General features: G+C 54.8%; 14 protein-coding genes. 4 read left to right on the plus strand and 10 right to left on the minus strand.

Features of this window, described 5'->3' with window-relative positions:
• The 3 genes from KK078_RS24975 to KK078_RS24985 all read left to right on the plus strand — a co-directional run bounded on the left by KK078_RS24975 (position 1) and on the right by KK078_RS24985 (position 1,762).
• A complete protein-coding gene (locus KK078_RS24975) occupies positions 1 to 621 on the plus strand; it encodes a hypothetical protein (RefSeq protein ID WP_254093061.1) in 621 nt (206 codons plus the stop codon).
• 54 nt (positions 622 to 675) lie between these two features.
• Positions 676 to 837, plus strand: coding sequence for a hypothetical protein (locus KK078_RS24980; protein WP_254093062.1), 162 nt, complete (start codon positions 676 to 678; stop codon positions 835 to 837).
• Between the two features lie 301 nt (positions 838 to 1,138).
• Positions 1,139 to 1,762, plus strand: coding sequence for an RNA polymerase sigma factor (locus KK078_RS24985; RefSeq protein WP_254093063.1), 624 nt, complete (start codon positions 1,139 to 1,141; stop codon positions 1,760 to 1,762).
• A gap of 85 nt (positions 1,763 to 1,847) precedes the next feature.
• Here the strand turns inward: KK078_RS24985 and KK078_RS24990 are convergent, their stop codons facing one another.
• The 6 genes from KK078_RS24990 to KK078_RS25015 form a co-directional block, all read right to left on the minus strand.
• Positions 1,848 to 4,817 carry a PA14 domain-containing protein gene (locus KK078_RS24990; RefSeq protein WP_254093064.1) on the minus strand — a complete coding sequence of 990 codons (2,970 nt, stop codon included), beginning with the start codon at positions 4,815 to 4,817 and terminating at the stop codon, positions 1,848 to 1,850.
• Between the two features lie 2 nt (positions 4,818 to 4,819).
• A complete protein-coding gene (locus KK078_RS24995) occupies positions 4,820 to 5,521 on the minus strand; it encodes a DUF3823 domain-containing protein (protein ID WP_254093065.1) in 702 nt (233 codons plus the stop codon).
• Positions 5,522 to 5,526: 5 nt separating this feature from the next.
• Positions 5,527 to 7,398 (minus strand): RagB/SusD family nutrient uptake outer membrane protein, encoded by a 1,872-nt coding sequence (locus KK078_RS25000; protein ID WP_254093066.1) that lies wholly within the window; start codon positions 7,396 to 7,398, stop codon positions 5,527 to 5,529.
• Positions 7,399 to 7,411: 13 nt separating this feature from the next.
• Entirely contained in the window at positions 7,412 to 10,993 is a 3,582-nt protein-coding gene (locus tag KK078_RS25005) for a TonB-dependent receptor (protein ID WP_254093067.1), read from the minus strand.
• Positions 10,994 to 11,167: 174 nt separating this feature from the next.
• Complete coding sequence (locus tag KK078_RS25010) at positions 11,168 to 12,223, minus strand: FecR family protein (protein ID WP_254093068.1); 1,056 nt, start codon at positions 12,221 to 12,223, stop codon at positions 11,168 to 11,170.
• Positions 12,224 to 12,387: 164 nt separating this feature from the next.
• Entirely contained in the window at positions 12,388 to 13,395 is a 1,008-nt protein-coding gene (locus KK078_RS25015; RefSeq protein ID WP_254093069.1) for a bestrophin family protein, read from the minus strand.
• A gap of 116 nt (positions 13,396 to 13,511) precedes the next feature.
• On the opposite strand from KK078_RS25015, the gene KK078_RS25020 reads away from it, so the two are divergent.
• On the plus strand, positions 13,512 to 14,741 hold the full coding sequence (locus tag KK078_RS25020; RefSeq protein WP_254093070.1) for a site-2 protease family protein: 1,230 nt from the start codon (positions 13,512 to 13,514) through the stop codon (positions 14,739 to 14,741).
• 56 nt (positions 14,742 to 14,797) lie between these two features.
• Here KK078_RS25020 and KK078_RS25025 read toward each other — a convergent pair whose 3' ends face one another.
• The 4 genes from KK078_RS25025 to KK078_RS25040 all read right to left on the minus strand — a co-directional run bounded on the left by KK078_RS25025 (position 14,798) and on the right by KK078_RS25040 (position 22,455).
• Complete coding sequence (locus tag KK078_RS25025) at positions 14,798 to 16,498, minus strand: arylsulfatase (RefSeq protein WP_254093071.1); 1,701 nt, start codon at positions 16,496 to 16,498, stop codon at positions 14,798 to 14,800.
• A 210-nt stretch (positions 16,499 to 16,708) separates the two neighbouring features.
• Positions 16,709 to 17,779, minus strand: a complete 1,071-nt coding sequence (locus KK078_RS25030) for a cellulase family glycosylhydrolase (protein ID WP_254093072.1) — start codon at positions 17,777 to 17,779, stop codon at positions 16,709 to 16,711.
• Positions 17,780 to 17,853: 74 nt separating this feature from the next.
• Positions 17,854 to 19,338, minus strand: a complete 1,485-nt coding sequence (locus tag KK078_RS25035; protein WP_254093073.1) for a RagB/SusD family nutrient uptake outer membrane protein — start codon at positions 19,336 to 19,338, stop codon at positions 17,854 to 17,856.
• A 12-nt stretch (positions 19,339 to 19,350) separates the two neighbouring features.
• Positions 19,351 to 22,455 carry a SusC/RagA family TonB-linked outer membrane protein gene (locus KK078_RS25040; protein WP_254093074.1) on the minus strand — a complete coding sequence of 1,035 codons (3,105 nt, stop codon included), beginning with the start codon at positions 22,453 to 22,455 and terminating at the stop codon, positions 19,351 to 19,353.
• Positions 22,456 to 22,505: the final 50 nt, after the last annotated feature.

The raw sequence follows: 22,505 nt of genomic DNA on the forward strand, positions 1-22,505 counted from the left end.
ATGGAAGATGACCTGATGGTAAAGTACGGTCTGAAGAGCTTATTGCCGGAGCCGCTCCGGAACCTCCGTCAGGACGGACCGGGCCATGCGACCATCGCCCGAAGCATCGCCCAGGCGCAGCGGATCATCGAGGGGCAACTATATGAGATCCGCCTCAACCTGCACCAGTATGCGCACTTTGCCGAACGGCAACGCACGATATTGTTCAACCGGCGGCAGGATATATTTGTTTCAGCCGAAAGTCCCACGTGGGAGTATAAACTGCTGCAACACGACCTGCTTTGGTCCTACTATATGAACGATATAGCAGCGCTACGCGAAGGAATTCACTGGCAGCGCATGGCAGGAAAAAATCCGCTGCACGAATTTCACAAGAGCTCGGATGCGATGTTCCGCCAGTTGATGACAGACCTGGAAGACAAGCTCGACAACGCGCACACCCTCGATGTATCGGAGCTTCAGCGCAAGCGCCCATCGTCCACGTGGACATACCTGGTCAATGACAATCCCTTTAAAAGTCCGTTCGTGCAGCTGCTGGGCAACATCGGGTACCAGGTCGACCTGTTCGCCGGTCCGCTGCTGCTGCTGATGCGGATCTTTGGATGGCGAAAGCGGAGATAACAGTGGTGGGTATGGCCCGAACTTTTAACCGATGCCGAGGTAATAAGCAACCATATGAAAACACTGAGCATCCTTAGCATCGCACTTCTCGTAGTATTGATGACGAGCTGCGAGATCGTAGGCGATATCTTCTCGGCGGGGTTTTATATCGGGGGTTTTGTCGTCGTTCTTGTCGTCGGCACGATCCTCGTCCTTGTTCTGCGCGCCCGGAAGTAACACATCATTTTTTCAATGGATGTGCAATAACCGCCCCATTTTACAGACGCCACAAGCATAATACCCCGCATCATCCACTTAGGACACAGGCCCTAGCCGTAGTCCGCCTCCTGATGGCTGTCGCGAATGTGCGTTCACAACGGTACCGGTGCTGGCAGAAAAAAACCACGGCCGCACGGCGCGCAACGATCGTTCGACAGGGTGCTGCAAATGTGAATTAAACATGATCATTACGATAAATTTGTCAATTAAAATCGTTTAATTAGTAAACGTTTGCACAAAGCAATTACGGCCTAAACCCATGAACCTCGTACCGCTTAAAGAAGACGGCATACCCGCTGAGAGCTTCCTGTTCAAGCATGGGACTACTGTAAGCGAGGGCGAGCAAGTTGTGTGGAATGCCTTGCGCGAAGGGAACCGTAAAGCGCTGGATTATATCTTTGAAAAGTATGTCAAGCTGCTGTACGCCTACGGCGGCAAGATCACCAAGGACCAGGGCATTGTGGAAGACGCCATCCAGGATCTGTTCGTCGAGCTCTGGCAAAAGCACGCCGTGCTGGGCGCCACCGACAACATCAAATTCTACCTGCTGAAATCACTGCGGCGAAGGATCACCCGGAGAATTGCGGTCGACCAACGCAAACTCGGCGACCATGCCTTACAAGAAGACTATTTCCGCGAAGTAGAATCTTCGAGGGAATCTACCATCATTCAGCAGCAGACGACCGTGGCCCAGCAGGAACAGCTGACCCGGGGCATTGCCGAGCTCAGCGACCGCCAGCGCGAAGCCATCTACCTGAAGTTCTACGAAAAAATGAGCTACGAGCAGCTGGCCGAAGTGCTCGACATCAGCCTCACCTCTACCTACAAACTTATCGGCAAAGCCGTAGACGCATTGCGCAAGTCTGTACGCATCATTTCATAAAAGCGTTGCGGCCATCCACCAAACACCAACCATCGCTGATCAGCGTTTGGTGGATCAGACCGCTAGGGTAGCTCTCGACAACGTGTTATTGTTTGATAAATCTGAACGCGTGATATGCCCCGCGCCAGAAGAACCGGATGCTATAGACGCCGGCGGGAAGCCGTTCGGTGTCGATCGATCGCGCATACGATGTCATGACCTTTTGCCCCACGGCGTTGTGAACCTGTATCGCCACCGGGCGGTCGATGCCGGCTATATGCAGCGCGCCGCGGGTGGGATTGGGATATACCCGGAGCGAAGACTTCTCTTCACCGCCCACGCCCGTGATCACCTCTTCTTCCAGGGGAAAAAGCTGTGACCGCGGCACGATCTGCCGGATCTGCGAGGGACTCGACCACTCGAAGTGACAATCCGCTCCGCCGCCATTTTCGAAATATTCGATCCGGATGTTATATTGCTCTCCCGCCACCAGGTCTATTTCGCCCGAGTAGGTAACGCCCCAATCGTCGAGCCACTGGTCGATCACCGGCTGATCGTTGATCCACAACCGGCGGCCGTTGTCGCTCGTGATGTAGAACGTATACCGCTCGGTGTACTGCGGCTGAATATACCCGCTCCAGCGAATGGAATACAGATCGTTGGAAACACCCGGCATGGGTGAGCCTTCACCCCAATAGAAGCTCACGATCGGATCAACCCGGGTGCCGACCGGCGTATTAAAATTCACGCCGTTGAAATATTCTCCGGTCAGTCCGGTACCGTTTCCCGCCACAACCGGGTTCAACCACGAGTAAAGTTGTGACGTCGGTACGATCTCCCGGGGTTGTAAGGCACTCGACCATTCGAGCTTGCAGTTGGCGCCGCCGTTCTCCTCAAAATATTCGATCTCGACACTATACTTCTCGCCGGCCTCCAGCGCGATCTCACCGGTATAGGTAATATCCCAGTCGTTGAGCCATTTGTCGATCACCAGCTGATCGTTGATCCACAGCCGGCGGCCGTTGTCGCTCGTGATATAAAATGTATAGTTACCGCTTACGCGGGGTTGGATATAGCCCGTCCAGCGAATGGAGTTCTGATCTTTATTCACACCCGGCATCGGCGATGCATCCCCCCAGTTGAAGTTGATGATCGGATCGATGCGCGTTCCGACCGGAGTTTCGAAATTCGTGCCGTTAAAATAATTCCCGACGAGGCCGTCGCCTTGCCCGGCGATGCCCCGCAGCTTTACCGACGAGATCCGGTTGTCCCAACCGGCGGGAACAAGACAATTTGTATCGGACTGTACGACGATCGCGCTGCCCGTAAAATTATCGCCGTCAAACAGCTCGGCTTCATACAGAGGGGAGAGCTGCAGCGCCGACACTGTATTGTCGGCAATCCCCCTCTCCTGCAGTTGCGCCGCGGTATAGTTCCCCACCGGCAACGCCGCTTCACTGCCTGCATAGGCGCAGTCGGTATACACCGTTGCCACCGCATCGCCCTGCGGATCTACCGTGAGCCCTTGTGATTCGCGCAGGAGCTGGAAGAGATGATCGGGCCGCACGACGATGTAATTGGAATTGAGGGAATTCATGACATTCTTAAAATTCGACGGCTTCACATCCGTCCACGGTTGTGCCTGGATGATCACAAACCGGGGTTCCGCGCCGTTCCAGCCGATGGACGCCGACACGATGTGATCTTTCATGGCTTGCTCGCCGGTACAGTAGTTACACGAGAGCGGTTTGCCGGGCAGGCTGTCGCGATAGATGCTCAGCGGACCGCCGGTGTTTTGCGCGGTCACGCCCAGCAGCGACGGTGCAAACCGGGCATAGGTCTCTCCTACCGACGGGTCGATGCCTCCATTGATGCCATTCCAAACGGTGATGACACGAAAACCAGCTTGCTGATTATACTCTTCGGTCTTCGCCACAAACTGGTTCAGCAGGTTTTGATCAGACCAGTCGTTGGGATAGGTATACCCGAACCCGGAAGGGCCTGAAATAAGGTTATCATTCGGCGTAGACGATTGATAGTAGAAATTCAATGCGCCGGGCATGGCATCCACCATGGCGGGCGACAACGTCCACCCGATGGGAACGGCGCCGCGATCCGGGTTATTCCACAGCTTCCGCATCAAATGTTCCACATACTGCAGGTTGTCGCCATCGCTGAGAATGAACGCCACATAAATTTTATTCTGAAGCCGGGGTTTCGGCGGGATGGGTTTTACCTGGATGGTGCGGGGCATGCCACTGTGCACCGTCAGGTTGGTGGAGAAATCGCTCGCTACCGTTGAAATGCCGTAGAGCGATGCCCGCGCTACGCCCGGACCCTCTTCGGGCCACCAGCCCATATAGCACGCGCCCGGGTCCATGGAAGAAAGAAAGCTGTTGAGCAGCACGCTCTCTTCAGCCACATCGGGGTTGAGCCATATCACTGCCGCCCCCAGCGCCGCTGCATACTCGCGCAGCGAACCTTGGTGTACTTCCGGATTTAATCCGATCAACACCCGGTGGTCGAGCGAGGGCCAGTAGTCGTCGAGCAGGGTTTGATATACATCTACCTTGCTTGTAAACAGACCGCGCAGGTCCTGCAGCACCGGCAGGTTGTACGGCGCCGAAGTCAACCGGTCCAGCAACGACGGCGAGGCGATGAGCGCTTTCTGATCCCGGGCCAGCATGGTGGCCAGGTTTACCGTATGGATCTGCGCCGGATCATATACGATCAGACCGGAGATCTCCGTGCGATACTTCGTGATCAGCTCCCACGGGTCCGCATATTCCACCCAATTCAATCCCAACGATTGCAACCACGTATGCGGCCCCTCGGCAAAGGCATCGCCGTCATAGGCAAAGATCCTCGGCTGCGTGAGGTTTACGATGCCTTTTAAGGAAGTGAAGAGGTAACGCTCCTCCGCGGGGTTGGTTTGCAGAAAGATCAGATCCTGCGTCGGCGCCGTGGCGGGAAAAGACGGTAACAACTGCCCGGCCGGCCACGTGAGCTGTGCCTGGACGCGACCGCCCAGGCACAGAGACAAAAGTAAACACAATACTAACGTTGGCTTCATCATAATTAAAAATCTATTTTTTGGATCGGTGAATAGATCAAATAATCCACGCCGGCCAGCTTAACGCCCACGCGCGCGTATACGTACGGCTGGGCCGGCGTCATCTCCGGAATTTGTGTCGTTAACGAGATCGCATTGGGATCGGCTATATCGCCGCCGTTGAGCGACGCTTCGCCGATCTTGGTATCGGCGCTTACCAGATTAACCTTGTTGATATACAGCGTAACCCGTTCAACATCCTTTTGATTGGCGTCGGTAATGATCTTTTCGATCCCAAACGTAGCATCGACCGTCTTGCCCGAATTGGTGATGGAGGCATTCCTGATCAGGTAATACGGCGTCACGTCGATATCCATTTTTTTATTACCACGCACCTCCACCAGGATCGTATCGGAGTTGGTCTGCTCATTGTGCGGGGCCATGAACGGAACGGAGTTCCGGCGAATGAACAGTTTGTAATTACCATTAAAAAGCACCGCCGAGAATCGGCCGTTCTGATCGACGTGGATATCGATCTTACTCTTCTTCGCCCAGCCGGGTTCCCACAATTCCATATACACGTTGCGGGGGTCCAGGTTCAGGGGGGTGCCCTGGTACACCAGGTTCCCCTCAAGTTTCGACTCCGGGGCGTCGTAGTTATCGTACGAGCACGCGCCGAGCATCCCCACTGTTGTTGCCAGTAAAATATATCTTCTTATCGTTTTCATCGTGACTACGGGTTTTGAACAAGTTTAGGATTACGACTTAAAATGTCACTGTTGATCTCGGAGTAATAGTTCCGCAACCGGAACCTGTCCACACCGGTAGCCTTGCCCGGCACTACCACTTTAAAGATCCACTTGCCGTCGTTGGCATTGCCCGGGTCATATACTTTATACGGCCACAAGCCATACGGCTTCGTGCTGGATGCATCGGCCTTGCCCGGGGTGGTCGTCAGCCCTACGTTCTGACCATCCCAAACTCTATGCGCCAGGCGCCAGCGTTTCATATCCCACAGCTGATGACCTTCAAAGGCCAGCTCTACTTTGCGTTCGTGTACGATCCGGTCGAACGTTATATCGCCCGGCGTTAAGTCGATCGTAAATCCGGCGCGGCGTCTGACTTCGTTCATATACCCGGCGGCCACGTCGGGCTGCCCCAGCTCGAACGCTGCTTCGGCGGCGTTCAGCAACACTTCCGCATAGCGATAACGGACCCACCACACGGCGCTGCCGATGCCGCGTTGACCCGACCCGATGGCCGGATCCAGGAACTTGCGGATATAGTACCCGGTTTGCGCGCTCTTCTCCACCTGGTCGATCGGTCCGTTCTTACCGACAACCTGTTCCGGAGCGCTTCGCCCGGGCAACGTAGCCTGGCCTCCCAGCGCGCCGGAGGTGATGATGGAGTTATCTTCCAGGATATAGCCGGCCCAGATGTCCACCACCCGTCCCTTAAACTGTGTGCCCGGAAGCATGACCGTACCCCACAGGCGGGCATCGCGGTCTTCATAGAGATCGGTTATATTGTCGTAGTAGACGTAATTGCCCGGCGTGCCGATCTCCAGCGGCGCGAAAGTGTTGTCCAGCTTTTCAAAAGATTGTACGAGGTTAAGCGTGGGGTTTAACCAACCGGAGTCGCCCGGCTCTTCCGTCTGGTCGATCGGTTGATTGTTGGTGGTAAAGCCATGCGCCTTATCTTTCAATTTAAAATCCTCGACAAAGATCACCTCCGGGTTGTTCGACTTGTCCAGAAAAAGGTCCGCAAAATTCTGACGCAGATCGCTGTTCTTTTGGTAGAGCGAATACCAGCCCTTGCCGATCAGCTCCTGCGCGGCGGCCAGTGCCGTTTCATAATACCCCTGTGCCATGCCGGCCGGAATGCCCACTTCGCCGCCCGCCGTTATGACGGAAGGCGTCGTGGCGTTGTAGCGCGCGATAGACGCGGCATATAACGCGGCCCGGGCTTTCATGGCCAATACAAGACCCTTGGTGGCGCGGGAGTATATCCGGCCACCACCCACATTCGGATCTACCAGCTTATCCTGCACATCGGTCAGCTCGCGGATGACAAAGTCATATACATCGGATTCTTTCGCCCGGGGAAATTGCAGGTAGGTCGGGTCGCCGGAATAATCATAGGTAAGCGGCTCGAGGATCAACGGCACGCCGCCCATGCGCTTGACCTCTTCAAAATATACCGCCGCACGCAGCACACGCGCCTCTGCCAAAAACGCCTGCCGGTCTTCTTCCAGCAGCGTGGTGGCTTCGCCGCAGCGTTTGATAAAACTGTTGAGCGCGCGGATATAGCTGTAATCCCAATACCCCCAATCGCCAAAACCCCAGTCGTTATTTTGATGCCGGCCGTAATCGCGGCTGGCAAAGGCTTCGTCAAAATTGGCAAACTCGCGCCACTCCTCGACCGTTTGATAGTCGGGGAAACGATTGTAGAGATCGCCGAGTGCCAGGATCACCAGGTCGCGGTTCTTCCACACCTGCTCGTCGTTCAACAGATCGTTGGGCTGCTTGCTCAGAAAAGCCTCATCGTCACACGACACACTCACCATCAATGACAGGATGAACGTTATTATCAATATCTTTTTCATACGTCCGATGCAATTAGAATGAAATGTTAACACCAATATTCACCAGCCGGTGCTGCGGGTACTGCAGGCCGTTCTCGTCGGCCACCTCGGGCTCCATGCCGTATTTTTTTACGTTGTCGATGGAGAACAGATTGAACGTATTGACATATACGCGCGCTTTCTTCAGTTTTACCTTGTCCAGCAGACTGGTCGGGATGGAATACCCCACCTCCATGGTCCGCAGACGCAGATACCGCACGTTGGTCACCCAGAAATCAGAGACGCGGTAATTACTGTGGTCGCTGTTGGCATATCGCATTGTGGGATATTTACCGGGGATCCAGGCGCTGTTCGGATCATACGGATCGGCGCGGTGCCAGTGGTCGTCATATAGCTCGCGCAACAGGTTGCCACCGTTCTGGAAAGGCACGGCCATTTCCCAACGCCGGACATTGGAGTACATAGCGCCACCGGAGAAGTCCGCCCGGAAATCAAAATTCTTCCAGCCCATCGTGATGAACAGCCCGTAGTTCACGGTAGGGTTATTGGTACGCGAATAGCCGATGGGGCGCTCGTCATACCCGTTGATCACGGCATCGCCGTTTATATCCTCGTAGATCAGGTCACCCGGCAACAAGGTTTTATTACCCTGCCCGTCGATATCGACCGGATATGCCGCGATCTGTTCCTGGGATTGAAACTGACCGACCGCATGAAGGCCCCACAGCGGATCGGCCCAGCGGTTGGTCGAGGCGCCGTTATTCCGGTAATGATCCCAGGAGTTACCCCAGCTTAGCTCTGGCTTGTAGCGGGTTAATTGTTTTAAGCGCGAGTAGGCTATATTGCCACCCACGGAAAAGGTCACGCCGCGGAAAAAACCGGAATACGCCAGCGATGCTTCGCCGCCGACGTAGGCGTCGCTCCGTAAGTTCTCTGGCGCCAGGTTATAGCCGAGCTCGCTCGGCATTAATACGTCTTCCTTCGTTTGGAACAAGCCGGTACGTTTTCGGTAGAAGTAATCCAACGTACCCGTCAGCTTGCCACTCAGAATACCATAGTCGATACCGATATCCGTCATCCGGCTTTCCAACCACGAAATGTTGGTGATCGGCCTGCCGTCGCCCTGCACGTCGTAAGCGGTTTTTATCGTCGTGTTGTTGATGACCTGACCACCGGTGCGGATCATGTCCAGGATGGCGGTGGATGCGGGATACCGATATCCGGTGAGGTAATCGAACGGACCGATGGCGATGTTGTCATCCCCCAGCAGGCCGTACGACGCCCGGATCTTTACATCGGTCAGTGTATTGGACAGTGCCGTGAAGTTTCGATAGAACGGCTCTTCGCTGACGCGCCACCCCGCGGAGACGGAAGGGAATACGCCCCAGCGCTTGCCGGGCGCAAACTTCCACGAAGCATCGCGCCGGCCGGCAACTTCAAAAAGATACTTGCCCTGGTAATCATACGACAGGCGGCCGACGTAACCGATGCGCGCTTCTTCATAGTCGGTGTCGTTGTAAGTATCGGTATCGTTAAACAATATGATCGGCAGCTCGTTCGTCTTGGGCACGGCGTGCACCCATACTTCTAAATTGCGTCGGTTGATGCGCTCCGCCACAAACGTGGCGGACAGGTTATGACGGCCGTTGAAGGTATGGCTATAATCCAATTGACCCTGCACTACCGTTTCGATGACTTTGCGCGTGCCCCGCTCGCGCCAGGGGTTCGTACTCCCGCCGGTCCGCACATAGGTGTCGGTGGGTTCGTCGTACGTATAGGTATCATAGGTATATTCGTGGCCGTTCATGAGTCGATCGGCCAGGTAGTAAGAATAGATCCCGCGTGCCTTTAACCCTTTGATGGGCGTGTCGTACTCGCCGGTGAAGTTGAGCTGCAATACACGCCAGTCTTCCGTCCAGTACCCGGCGTCTTTTTTATTCAGCCAGGCAAAGTTCGTTTCGTCGTTCTGAATGTGGTTGGGATAGTTGGGGTTATCGTTGGCAAAGGGACGTTCGAACGGCCGGTTCCGGAACAAGGCAAAACGCGGCAGCCAATAATCGTCGCCACCGGGTATACCCGGCTGATCGCGAGTCTCGATCCGCCCGTTGATCTGTGTGCTGATCTTAAACCGGTTCGTTACCTGGGCGCCGATATTGGTTTGAATGTTGGTACGCTCGAATGTATACTCCCGGCCCAGTACGGAAGATTGTTGTACGCGACCGAGTGAAAAGTAATAATTGATCTTCTCCGAGCCACCCGTGGCGCTGAGGGTAACCGAAGACTGCGGGGCATCGCCCTTGATAATAAATTTATACCAGTCGAAGCTGCGGTAGCCTTTCTCCGTGCCGGCCTGCCACTTGGCCAATTCCTCGATGGGCATGATGTCGCTGGCGGGCTTCCCGTCGTTTACGTCGGCTTCCACTTTGGCCGTATACCACTCGCCCGCGTTGACCGTCTTGGGAAAGCGCGTCCAGTTCTGCCAGCCGGTGTACGCATCGAGGCTGAACGTATTGCCGGTGCCCGTTTTTCCTTTCTTGGTGGTAACGATCACCACACCGTTGGCGGCACGCGACCCGTATACCGACGCGGAGGCATCTTTCAGGATCGAAATGCTCTCGATATCGTTGGGCGAAATATTATTGAATTGTCCTTCATCTTTTTGAATGCCGTCGATGACAAACAACGGACTGCCCATGTTGCGGATCTGAATGGAAGCGCTCGATCCGGGACGACCGTCGGCTTGCCGGAACGACAACCCGGGAAGTTTACCCGCCAGCATAGAGCTGGTCGTGACCGAGTGTACGCTCTCCAGGTCTTTACTGGTAACAGCCGACACCGAGCCGGTCACAGTCTCCCGCTTCTGCGTACCGTAACCGATTACCAGGATCTCTTCCAGCGACGAAACATCCGGCGTCATGGTCAGGTCGATCACCGTTTGATTGTTCACCGTCACCTCCTGGCGCGCATACCCGATAAAGGTAAAGACCAGAACTCCGTTGGATGCAAATTCTTCAGGGATCCGCAACGTGTAGCGGCCATCCTGGTCCGTTACCGTGCCCACGGTGGTGCCCTTTACCAGGACACTGACACCGGGAAGCGGGTCGCTATTCTCGGCTACCACTTTGCCCGACACGGTCAATTCATACTTCACAAAATCATCCGTCGCCTCGTCGCTCGCAGACGCCACGGCTTCTCCCGCTGCCACAAGCGCGAGGCTGGCAGTCGATGTATGCAATGTCAGCTCCGCTCGCTTTTTCTTGAGAATGATCTGATCTCCTTTGATCTTAAAATCTACTTCAACACCCTTCAGTAACGCAGAGACCGCGGTCCGGATGGGAACATTTACAAGCCTGGCGGTAACTTTTTTTGAATCGTCGATCAACCGGTGGTTGTAGAAAAAACGATAAGGTGTTTTATCCTCGAGCAATGTGATAGCATCTTTTAGCGTAGTCTGTTCAAAGGATACCGTAATACGTTCGCTTTTATGCACAGTATCGGCCTGTAGCTGGAAAACGCTGAGATACGCCATGAGAAACGCCACCATACCTGTAATTACTTGAGTGCCTGGGTATTGCCAATAGGGATCGGGACTTTCGTTCCGTAAAGTTTTTTTCATAACTTCGAAAGTTGATTAGTAAGAGTCCATTTTATTAATCTGGCGAGGCACCACCTGGTGGCGCCTCACGTAAGGTCGGAGGGTGCTCGAACACCTTCCGATTCTTTTTTTATAGGTATATCATTCTATGTCGTTATCGCATCCTATAGGGGTTTGGGGTTAGTATTTTTCGTATCAGTCACAGAGTTTTCCGAGTATAAGAACCTTCGCGCCGTCGATCCTGTAATCGATGCCCTCCGCGTCCTTAAACAGCTCCAGCACTTCTTCCAACGTCTTGTTGTCTACCTTGGCAGAAAAGTGACAGTGTAACGATGCGCGATCTTCCACCTCGATGGTGACATTGAACCACCGCTCCAACTCGTTCACGATGTCGGACAACGGTCGGTCGTCGAACAATAGCTGACCGTCCCGCCACGATGTGAAACCGACCGCCTCGTCCTTATCTTCCAGGAAGATCTTTTTAGTCTCTTTTTCAAATACCGCTTGCTGGTTCGGCAGCAGGGTAAGCTTAGTGGAATCGAGGGAAGATTCTATCGTTACCTTACCCTCGATGAGCGTGGTCTCGATCGTCCTGTCTTTTCCATACGACCTGACGTTGAACGATGTGCCCAGCACCTTGATGCGGATGTCGGAGGTGTGAACGATAAAAGGCTTTTGTTTATTCTCGGTAACGTCGAAATAGGCTTCGCCTTCCAGCTCGATCTCGCGTGTCGCTTTGCCTTTGAAGCTCCGGGGATAGGTTAACCGGCTCTCGGCATTCAGCCATACTTTTGTTTCGTCTTCCAGGATAATGAACGTGCGATCGCCCCGGGCCGTGACCTGGTTGACCGTCGGATTAAAAAAGTAGAGTGCCGTCGTGAGCAGCACCAGCGCCACCGCCGCGGCCGCATACCAATACATCCGCGATCCGCGCTTACGCGCGTCATCCGAGGGTGGAAGATCCAAGCTTCCCGCAAGGGGCGGATCCTGTACGGGATGCCCCTCCGTTTGGTCGATCTCGGCATCGATCCTCTTCTTCAGGCTGGAGATGCGCGATTGAAAAACATCGCTTTCGCGAAAATGAAACAACAGCAAGAACTGCCGTGCTTCCTGCACCTCGGCTTGCTTGTAAGGATACTGCCGCATGAAATCCTCCCAAAATCTACCAGTGGACTCATCCGGCGAAAACACCCATTGCTGGAAATATTCATCCTTTATAAAGTCGTCAGAAGAAAAATCGGAGTAGTTCATGTTAGCTAGCGTTCAATCGTTGTAACACCAGCAAAAGCGCGGTTTTCAATTATTACCCCTCCCTTTCGTAAAATTTATTTCAAAAGGCATCTGCCGCGAGATCTTAAATAAAAAAAGGCACTGATAATCAGTGCCTTTTTAGTGTAACGGTGCTGCTCAAAACGCTACAGCACAATATTATGCACCGGTGCCACGGGCGCCGGCAGCTGTGCATCGTCGAGCATTTCCTTCAGGTCTGTTTCGATCATCTTACTGATCTGGGTGATCGGCACATCGTTGGGGCTGCCTTCAAACGGATTGATGGAGCTATCGCCGACAGCATCCAGCGTCACGAACGCCCACCCCACGATCGTAGTGAAGGGAATGATAAAATGGATGGTATAGCCCTCCAGCAACGTGCCGTCGCCCAGGTGCGTGAACTCCTTCAGCAACCCGAACGGCAGCAGGATCACAAACAGATGCAGCAGGTAGGTAGTGATGGACGAGAAGTTGCGCGGGTAGGGAAAGTTCTTGATCCGCTCGGCATTGCCCTGCTGTTCGTATAACGCCGTGATGCTGGCTTGCAATTGCAGCTGCTGAAAATCATTGAGCACGCCCTGTTGATGCAGGGCGGCGATCGTCTCCGACTGCAACGCGAGCGTCTGCGACGCGCGGTTCTTCTTGCCCAGCAAATACCGCAGCTCTTCCGGACTCAAAAATTCTTGCACCGCCGCCTCCAACGGCTCGTTGCGTTCCGGAATAGCATACGCCCCGGCCATGTATTCTTTATAACGCACTTCGTCCATGATCTCCCACGGCCGCGGGTCGCGCAGCTGGTAGCGCAAGAACGTAAGCCAGGCAAAGTGGCGGTTGAACAGCAGCCGCACGGTAGCATTGTTTTTTCCGCCGGCAAAGTCGCGGGCCTTTACCGCAAACGCGCGGCTGTCGTTGATGATCGCGCCATAGATCTGTCGCGCCTCCCACAGCCGGTTATAGCTGGCGTTGTTCTTAAAGCCGACGATAAAAGCGACAGCCGTACCCAGCATGGCCACGGGCATCCAGGAAATGCCGATAAAGGTCCAGCCATAACAATAAAAAACCGTGGGGATGATCGCGATGATGAGGCATTTGTAGATATCGCGTCGACTCCACAGAACAAACTCTTTCAGACTATAGCGCTTGCCGATATGCATGGTGAATAAGGGGGTTAGTGCTCCAAAAATATGCAAAACACGCAAAAGCGACTACAATCTTACTTCCCGGCCGGGAACACCCCCAATTGCCGTACCTTTACCATAACCCTACCTGCATGAGCGCGCGATTATTCTTTACGCTCCTTCCTCCATACGCCCTGGCGTGTGTGGCCCTGGGATTGGCCACAGGCCCGCTCGTTCCCGACAATCCCGTCATACCGAATGCACTCGTATATTTCGGCCTGTACGTGCTGGCGCTCAAGCTCGCCGTCATCATACACGAAGCCGGCCACCTGGTGTTTGCGCGCCTCGCCGGCGGGAAGCCCATCCGCATGGTGCTGGGCATGGGAGTGCACGAATTATACCGCCGCCACGTGCGCGGCGTAGACATCATTATACACAAGAACTTCCGCGGCGGTTATGCGCAGGCATCGTTCACCACCGGCAGCCACCTCAAGCTGCGCTACGCCTGCTACATGGCCGGCGGCGCGCTGGGCAACCTGGTCGTGGCCGCTGTATTCCTGGCCCTGGGCGGCCCACCGCGCTGGCCGCACGAAACATCGTTCTATGTAGACCTCTCTTCCATTATCATCACCAGCAACGTACTGCTGGCCGTCGGGAGCCTGGTACCGTTCATGACCAACGTACAGGGACGCCGTGTTCCCACCGACGGCCTGTATCTGTTAAAGCTGCCCTTCATCGCCCGCAAGGATGTAAAGTTCAACGCCGATGCCGACGCCCTCTACGACATTCACCGACGCATAGAAGCCCGGGAATATACCGAGGCGCTTCCCTTGCTGCAGGCCTACCTCGAAAAGCATCCCACCGAGCACATCCAGCAGCTCACGCGCGCACTCCTCCTCCTCAAGACCGGGCAGTTCGACGCAAGCCTGAGCCTGACACTCCAGCTGCGCGAGCACCTGCACGAGAAAGCCTTTAAGCCGTTTACCGGCCTGTTCTACAACCTGCTCGCGTGGACCTACCTCGTACACGACAACATCGAACAAGCCGACATCCACTCTGCATTAGCCATACAAGCCGTACCCGGCGACATAAACTTTCGCAGCACCCGCGGCGCGGTGTTGATCGAAAAAGGCAAGATCGGCGAAGGCGTTCCCAGCCTGCTCCAGTCGATGGACTTTGAATACGTAAACAACGCCACGCTCTCCGCCGCCATCCACCTGCTGCTGGCGTGCCACCGCAAAGGCGACCTCATCACACGCGACAAATACCACGCATTCCTCGAAGCCAACTATACCCGCCTGGATGTGGACGAAAAACACCTGCTCGACCGCATCCTGTCGCGTACCGGGCTGACGCTGCGCGCTGCGACACACACTGTATAAAAAAAGGTGGACGTTCGTCACATCCACCTTCCCCTTACCTATCAAGTCTCTGCTACCTACTTAGGCTTTGGATATACTTGATGTGTTCGCGCCCACTGTTGCCACTGGGCAGCAAGTTCCTGCACCTTGGCCGGCTGTTGCGCCGCCAGGTCGTGCAACTCCGTCTGATCTTCCTTGATCTTATACAAATGCCAGGTCGTGTCACGCGCCGTCGACACCAGCTTCCATTCACCGCTGCGCACGTAACGCGCGTTGAAGTGCTCGTTATACAACGTGCGGTCGGTCTTCTCGGTACCCTGCGTCAGCGCAGCCAGTAAGCTGGTGCCTTGCATCGGCGTGATCGTACGGTTGTCGTACTGCGCCGGGTACTCCGCTTTTGCCAGCTGTAAAAATGTCGGCATAAAGTCCGTGAGGTGCGCCACCGTCTTGTTGAATTTACCTTTTTGCGTCGCGGCAATCCCCTTCGGCCAGAACGCGATCATCGGCGTGCGGATCCCCCCTTCGTAGGACTCGGCCTTGGCATATTGATACGGCGTATTCGCCACGTTGGCCCATACCGGACCGATCGAAGCAAAGGTCGTCTCCGGCCCCGGCAATACTTCCTTCTGCAGCGGATAGACAATGGTCTCGCCCGCACGCGTCTGTCCCGGGCGGTCAAACCCCGGACCATACCGCTCGCAGATCTCCGGGCTCGCCCCGTTGTCACTCAGGAACATAATGATGGTATTATCCAACTGGTTCGTTTCGCGCAGCGCCGTGAGGATGCGGCCGATGCCCTGGTCCATGCGATCCACCATCGCCGCGTGCACGGCCATGGCATGCGCGTCCCATTTCTTATGGGGGTTCGTTTCCCACGACTGTTTATCCTTACTCATGCGCGGCGACAGCGGCGCCGTCTTCGGATCGATCAGGCCCAGGTCCACCATGCGTTTATACCGCGCCTCGCGGATCGCATCCCACCCTGCCGTATAAGTATTCTCGTACTTGCGAATGTCTTCGGGCAGCGCGTGCAACGGCCAGTGCGGGGCCGTATGCGCCAGGTAGATAAAGAACGGATCTTTACCGTTGGCATACGACCGGATATAGCTCGCCACGGTGTCATTGAGCGCATCGGTGTGATAATAGTTCTTCGGTACGGACTCCACCGGCGTGGTACCATGCACCAGGCTGAACGGATCGAAGAAATCCACCACGCCAAAGATGTTTCCATAATATTTCTCAAAGCCGCGGTTCGTGGGGTACTGCCCGATCGGCGAGAACAGCGGGTGCTGCTCCTGGTGGTTCAGCCAGCGGTTCTGCGCTTCCTTGGTAGGCTGCTCGATCGTGTTCGACACATGCCACTTGCCCGACATCGCGGTACGATACCCACCGCGCTTCAGCGCCTCTGCCAGTGTAATGGTATTCTCGGTGATATACCCGCGGTAGCCGGCTTCATGCCGGTCCGTCGTCATTTCGCCGATGCCCGCCTGGTGATTGGAAATGCCGGTGAGCAACGCCGCCCGCGAGGGGCAGCAACGCGAGGTGTTATAGAACGAGGTAAAGCGCACGCCGTTCTGCGCGAGGTAATCGAGGTTGGGCGTTTGGATCTCGCCGCCATAACAGCCCAGATCCGAATACCCCAGGTCATCCGCGAGAATGAGAATGATGTTGGGACGGTCGTCGGGTTTGTTGGCGGCGGTGTTGGTAGTCTGTACGTTGGAGCAGCTGCTGAAGAGGGCGGCTGATAACAGCAGGCTGGTGAGTTTTTTATGCTTCATTCTTGGCTTATACTATGGTTGGTAAGAGAGGTGTGGGGTGTGGGAGGCGGTCGGAAGACTCGCGCCAGATGCCAGTTGCTGGCGCCGGTGTGTCACCGGTGCCCAGTATGGCAGCGGTCTCCTGACCGCCTTCCGGTCTTAAAAGACAAAAAGGTAAAAGCCCAGGGAACAGCCAGCACAGCAAACTCCCCAAGGGCATCTTAACCAAACCTATTTCTTCTTCCCCTTCCCATTCACGGCCTTAATCACCTGGATCTCCGACGGGCTATACGGCGTGCCGTCCTTCCGCAGAATATCATGGAACCACAGCTCCGGTTCAGCCCCGGAAGGGATCGGTGTATCCCACGCAAAGATCGTATTGGTCTTGCCCGAGATAAAACCCCAGTTGATCGCGCCGACATTCTTTTCTTTGAGCATCGGCATGATGACCTGGAACAAGCTGCCGTTGCGGCGTGCCATGTACTCCGTGCAGATCAGCGGCCGGCCGTGCTTCTTCAGGTCATCGATCAGAGCGGCATGTTTTTCGATATAGCCGTACTGGTGATAGGTGATCACGTCTGAGTTCTGTAGTTGAAACTCGTTCAGCTCTTTGAACTTCGGTCCCCAGTTCCACACGCCGGCCGACAGCGGCTGCGACGGGTTCACCTCGCGCGCCCATGCAAACACGCTCTTGAGCAACGGCAGGCTTTTCTCATGCTGCTGGTTGTTGCCGGGCTCGTTGTAAAGATCCCACAGCAATACACGGTTGTCTTTGGCGAACGTGGTCAGAATGTCTTTTACATATTTCTCCAGCACCACCAGCGTGTCGGGGTGGGTATAGATCATCGTGCCGGGGTCGCGTACCCAGCCGGAGTTGTGAACACCCGGCTTCGGGTCGGGTTGTTTGCCGGGCGCGTAGGTATCGTTCCAGCAGTCGTCGAAGAATACGAACATGGTTTTGATACCATGCTTGGACGAGATCGCCAGGTATTCGTTCAAACGGCTCTTGAAACCCTCTTTGTCGGTGGTCCACAGAATGTGATGCAGGAACACGCGCATGGTCGTGAAACCCAGCTCGGAGGCCCACTTCAGCTCGCGGTCGATGGCGGCTTTGTCGAAAGTTTCCTGCTGGAACATCTCAAGCTGGTTGATGGCCGAGTTCGGCTGGTAATTACAGCCGCTGATCCAGCCTTGCTTGGCGTACCAGTCGTTGGCTTTTTGCGCGGACCATTTTTTATCCTGGGCCATGGCGGCGACCACGGTGAACACCAGGGCTAGAACGAGAATTGTTTGTCTTTTCATGATGCTAAGGGTTGTTTAAAAAGAAACCGGTACCACCAATATAAAAATTATTCGTAGTACCGGCATCCAAAGGGTTATTGTATTGTTTCGTAGTCCGGGTTCTGACCGCTGATCTTGTTGGTATCGCGTTCGCGTTGTGGAAACGGGAACAGCTTATGCTTGTCGGCCGCGATTGCAATGCCGAGCGACTGGGCCGTTGAAATGAACCGGTCATGACGCAGCAGATCTTCCCGACGTTTACCTTCAGCGGCAAACTCCCAGGCGCGTTCCTGCAGGATCAGGTTGCGCAGCGTTTCCTTATCGGGAGCATCGGCAAGCGTGAGCTCGGCAATCCCGGCCCGCCCACGTACTTCGTTGATAAGGTCCAATGCCTCCTGCGTAGGACCATCTGCTTCGTTGAGCGCTTCAGCACGCGTCAGCAGGATGTCGGCATAGCGGATCACCGGCACATCATTACCACTGTGATTACCCGATGTTTCGTTGTCATAATACTTCATCGAGCGGGCGTTGTTGGCCTGGGTCATCAGATCTACCGTTACGCCCTTTTCGTTGACATATTCGGTCATGATCAGCTTCGCACGAACATCGGTGGCGCCATACGAATTAACGAACGCCGACCGCATGCGATAGTTGGTCGCAAAGCGCGACATACCGGCCTTGTATTGGAAATCCGGAAACTGTGCCGAAGAGGCAAAGTCCGGCGGCAGCGCGCCGGCCTGATACCAGTTGCCATACGGATCCTGGTTCAGACACGGGATCACCAGGATCATCTCCTTGTTGTCTTTGTTTTTATCACCTTCGTTTTTCACCAGGAACATCTCTTCGAAGTTATCGAACAGCCCATAGTAGCCAAGGTCGATCACATCCTGAGCAGCGTCGGCGGCCTTCTGCCACTGACGCGTGTTCAGGTAATACTTGGCCAGCACGGCCAGGGCTTGTCCTTTGTTGGCACGACCATACGCCGCTTCGGCGCCGGGATCCGGCAACGCGGGAACAACGGCCGTTAGCTCACTTTCGATAAAGCTTCTCATCTCGTCGTCGGAGGCACGGGCCAACTGTGCCGGCGACTCACTCGTCGTACGCAGCGGCACGCTGCCAAACAAATTATAGAGCATCGCATACGCATACCCACGCAACATGCGAGCCTCCGCTGTATACAGCGCACGGTTCTCTTCGCTCAGGGTAGCTTTCGGAGCAAGCTCCAGGATGATATTGGCATCGCGGATGGCGCGATACCAGGGCGCCCAGTGGTCGTCGTTAAATGTGCCCAGGGTGGCATCCCACGTGAAGTTGATAAGCTGCGTCATTTGCAGGTTTTCCTGACCACCGGTGTTGTAGCCGATATCCGTCGTGACTTCCGCCACGTTGATCTGCCAACGCGAAGGTGTCGATTGCTGCATATTGCGATAACATGAATTGAGCAGCGCCCGAATGCCATTGTCCGTCAGCATGGCGTCATCGCTCAGTTCGCTGTAAGGCTTTACTTCCAACATGTCCTCACATCCCCACTGGAGCAACGAACACGCGATCAACGCAAACAGTATAGTATATTTTTTCATGGTTCGTGATGATTAGAATTGAATGTTCATACCGAGCAAATACGTGCGGGTCATGGGGTACGAAGCATAGTCTACGCGTACAACATCCTCACCCAACGCGTTGGCGGCCGGGTCCATACCAGTATAATCGGTGATTGTAAAGAGGTTCTGACCGACCGCATAAAACTGAACATTTTTGATGGGACCTTTGGCGAGCGGCAGATTATACGACAGACGCACTGACTGCAGGCGCAGGTAAGAACCGTCTTCCAGCGTGCGTGAGTTGATCTGTTGCTGACCTTGTGACGCCGGGTTCACGAACGAAGGATATTCGTTTGTCGGATTTTCAGGTGTCCAACGGTTTAGGTATGGCTCCGCAAGCTTGTTGCGGCGGAACGCCACCGGGAAATAGCTATCAACCGCGGTGGCATTCAGGATCTTTCCGCCGTGTGCCCCTTCAAAGAACGCTGCCAACGAAATGTTCTTATACGTCCAGGTGCTGGTAAAGCCATAGGTATACTGGGGCAGCGACGAGCCCAGGAGCACGCGGTCGTCGGACGTGATCAATTTGTCGGAAGTCCGATCGTAAAATTTCAGATCGCCCGGCTTGATATTTGGCGACCAGCCTTCGTAATTGTCGTTCACCTGCCACACCCCGACTACGCCGTAGCCGTAATACGCGCCGATAGACTCGCCCTCGCGAACAATGGCCGGAGCCGGAAGATTTCCTGCTCCACCCCGCACAATCTCTACGACCGACCCGAGGTCGAGCACTTTATTTCGCACCGTAGAAATATTACCGCCCACATTCCAGGTGAATGATTCCTGCCGGATCACGTCACCCGACAGGCCGATATCAACACCCGTGTTGCGCATGCTGCCCACATTTTCGAACTTCGAGCCAAAACCTGTACTAGGTGGTTGCGGCACATCCAACAATAGGTCGGAAGTTTTCCGGTTGTAATATTCGATGGAACCTGACAAGCGACGGTCAAAGAACGAGAAGTCAACACCGATGTCTGCCTGCGTAGCCGATTCCCACTTGAGATCAGGATTGGCGATACGCGACGGATAGAACTGTGTCACAATGCTGTTGTTGAAAATCGGGCCGCGGCCGTCGGCAACATATGTCTTCAGGAACATATAGTTGGGAATGCCCTGGTTACCGATCGTACCGTAGCTACCACGCAACTTCAGTTCGTCGATAAAGTTTAGGCCCGACAGAAAAGACTCCTCTTGAATCTTCCAGGCGGCGGCTAACGAGGGAAAATAGCCGAAACGGTTGTTCGGTCCAAAGCGTGAGGAACCGTCGGCCCGGAACGATGCCGTCAACAGGTACCGGTTTTTGAAAGAATAATTCACACGGCCCAAGTACGATGCCAGAATAGCCGACTGCCGGCCACTGCCCACCTGATTCAGCTGCGCACTACCGGTGCCGATAGCATTGAAGGTCAGGTCGGGCGTAAAATACCCGCGACCGCTGCCACTGAACGAGTTTGAACCGAAGTGCTCGTACGTTACGCCCAATACGGCATTGAGCGAGTGGTCGTCGGTAAGCTGCTTGTTATAGTTCAGCGTACCTTCGGTCATGTAGTAGTTGGTTTCGCCCGTATTCACGGCCGCGATACCATTGTATTGAATACCCACCAGCGTGCTCGGGTCTACCCACATATTGCGACGCGAAGTATTGACATCACCCGATATTTTGACTTTCGCCGAAAGCTCCGGCAGAATATAGTATTCACCGTAGATCGTACCAAAGAAGCGGTACGAATCCGCCGCCGCATACTGGCCATTGGTCATCGTGATCGGGTGATCGATGTTCGTCAGGAACTGCGACTTAGTAGGAAGACCGTTTGCATCGTATACAGCCTGTGTCGGATCATAATAGATCGCCGAGTACAATGCACTCGCATTTTCATTGATACCCAACCCGATCGAGTTGAAATTGTCGTGGATATACGATCCGTTCAGGGTCATACCAAAGGCATACTTTTTATCAACGGAGTTCTCCAGGTTGATCTTAGCGGTGTATCGCTCAGTACCCGAGTTTTTGATCACGCCTTGCTGGTTGAAATAACCGATGGAGGCATAGAACTTTGTATTATCCTTGCCGCCTGAAAAACTCAGGTCATGGCTCTGGATCGGCGCACTGCGAAATAGGGCATCTTGCCAATCTGTGTCGGCGATATCACCCGTTACACGTTCGCTGGCTACGCCGCCACCCGCATCGATAATCGAGTTGAGCACGTCACGGTACTCCGGGCCACTGAGCATATCAAGCTTGTTGGCCACGCGCTGTGTACCCGCCTGAACATTGTAGTTGATCTTCAGCGCACCCGCCGAACCACGCTTGGTCGTGATCAGCACCACACCGTTCGCACCGCGCGAGCCATAGATGGCCGTAGCGGAGGCGTCTTTCAGGATTTCAATCGACTCGATATCGGCAGGGTTGATGCCATTCAACGGGCTCCGCGCGTTTTGGTTAGCCGCCGTACCCACAATGGAAGGGGAGCCAACCGGCTGCACCGTATTGACCGGCATGCCGTCGATAACATACAGCGGATCGTTACCCGCATTGATAGAGCTGATACCACGAATTTTCACGCTGATGGCGCTACCGGGCTCACCGCTCTTTTGGTACACTTGCACCCCGGGCGCGCGACCCTGCAGTACCTGGCCTACCGACATGTTGGCACCCGGCGTGAGATCGTCGCTTTTTAACGATACAACAGACCCGGTGAGGTCACTACGCTTTACCGTACCATACCCCACGACCACCATTTCTTGTAACGTAGTGATGTCAGGGCTCATCGGTACATTGATTTCCGTCTGGCTGCCGACCACGATCTCCTCTGGGAAATACCCCACGAACGAGAACACCAGCGTTGCATCCGACGGTACGGACAATACATACTCACCGTTCATGTCGGTAGTGGTACCGGTCGACGTTCCCTTGATCAACACGTTCACACCGGGCAGGCCGGTGCCGTCTACCAGCTCCGTCACTTTGCCTTTAATCGTTACTTCCTGCTGTGCCACGGCCGGTGTGACCAGCACAGCGAGCAGGATCAGGAGCAGAAGGCCGCCCGCGTTCCTGCGAATTTCATAAGAATAGACACGTAGTGTTTTCTCCATAGCTTTGCTTTTAGTTCAACATTTCAGGGTTGGTTAGCTGAGGCGTCAAA

It is taken from the genome of Dawidia soli, from assembly GCF_018598185.1.
GTDB classification, from domain to species: domain Bacteria; phylum Bacteroidota; class Bacteroidia; order Cytophagales; family Cyclobacteriaceae; genus Ohtaekwangia; species Ohtaekwangia soli.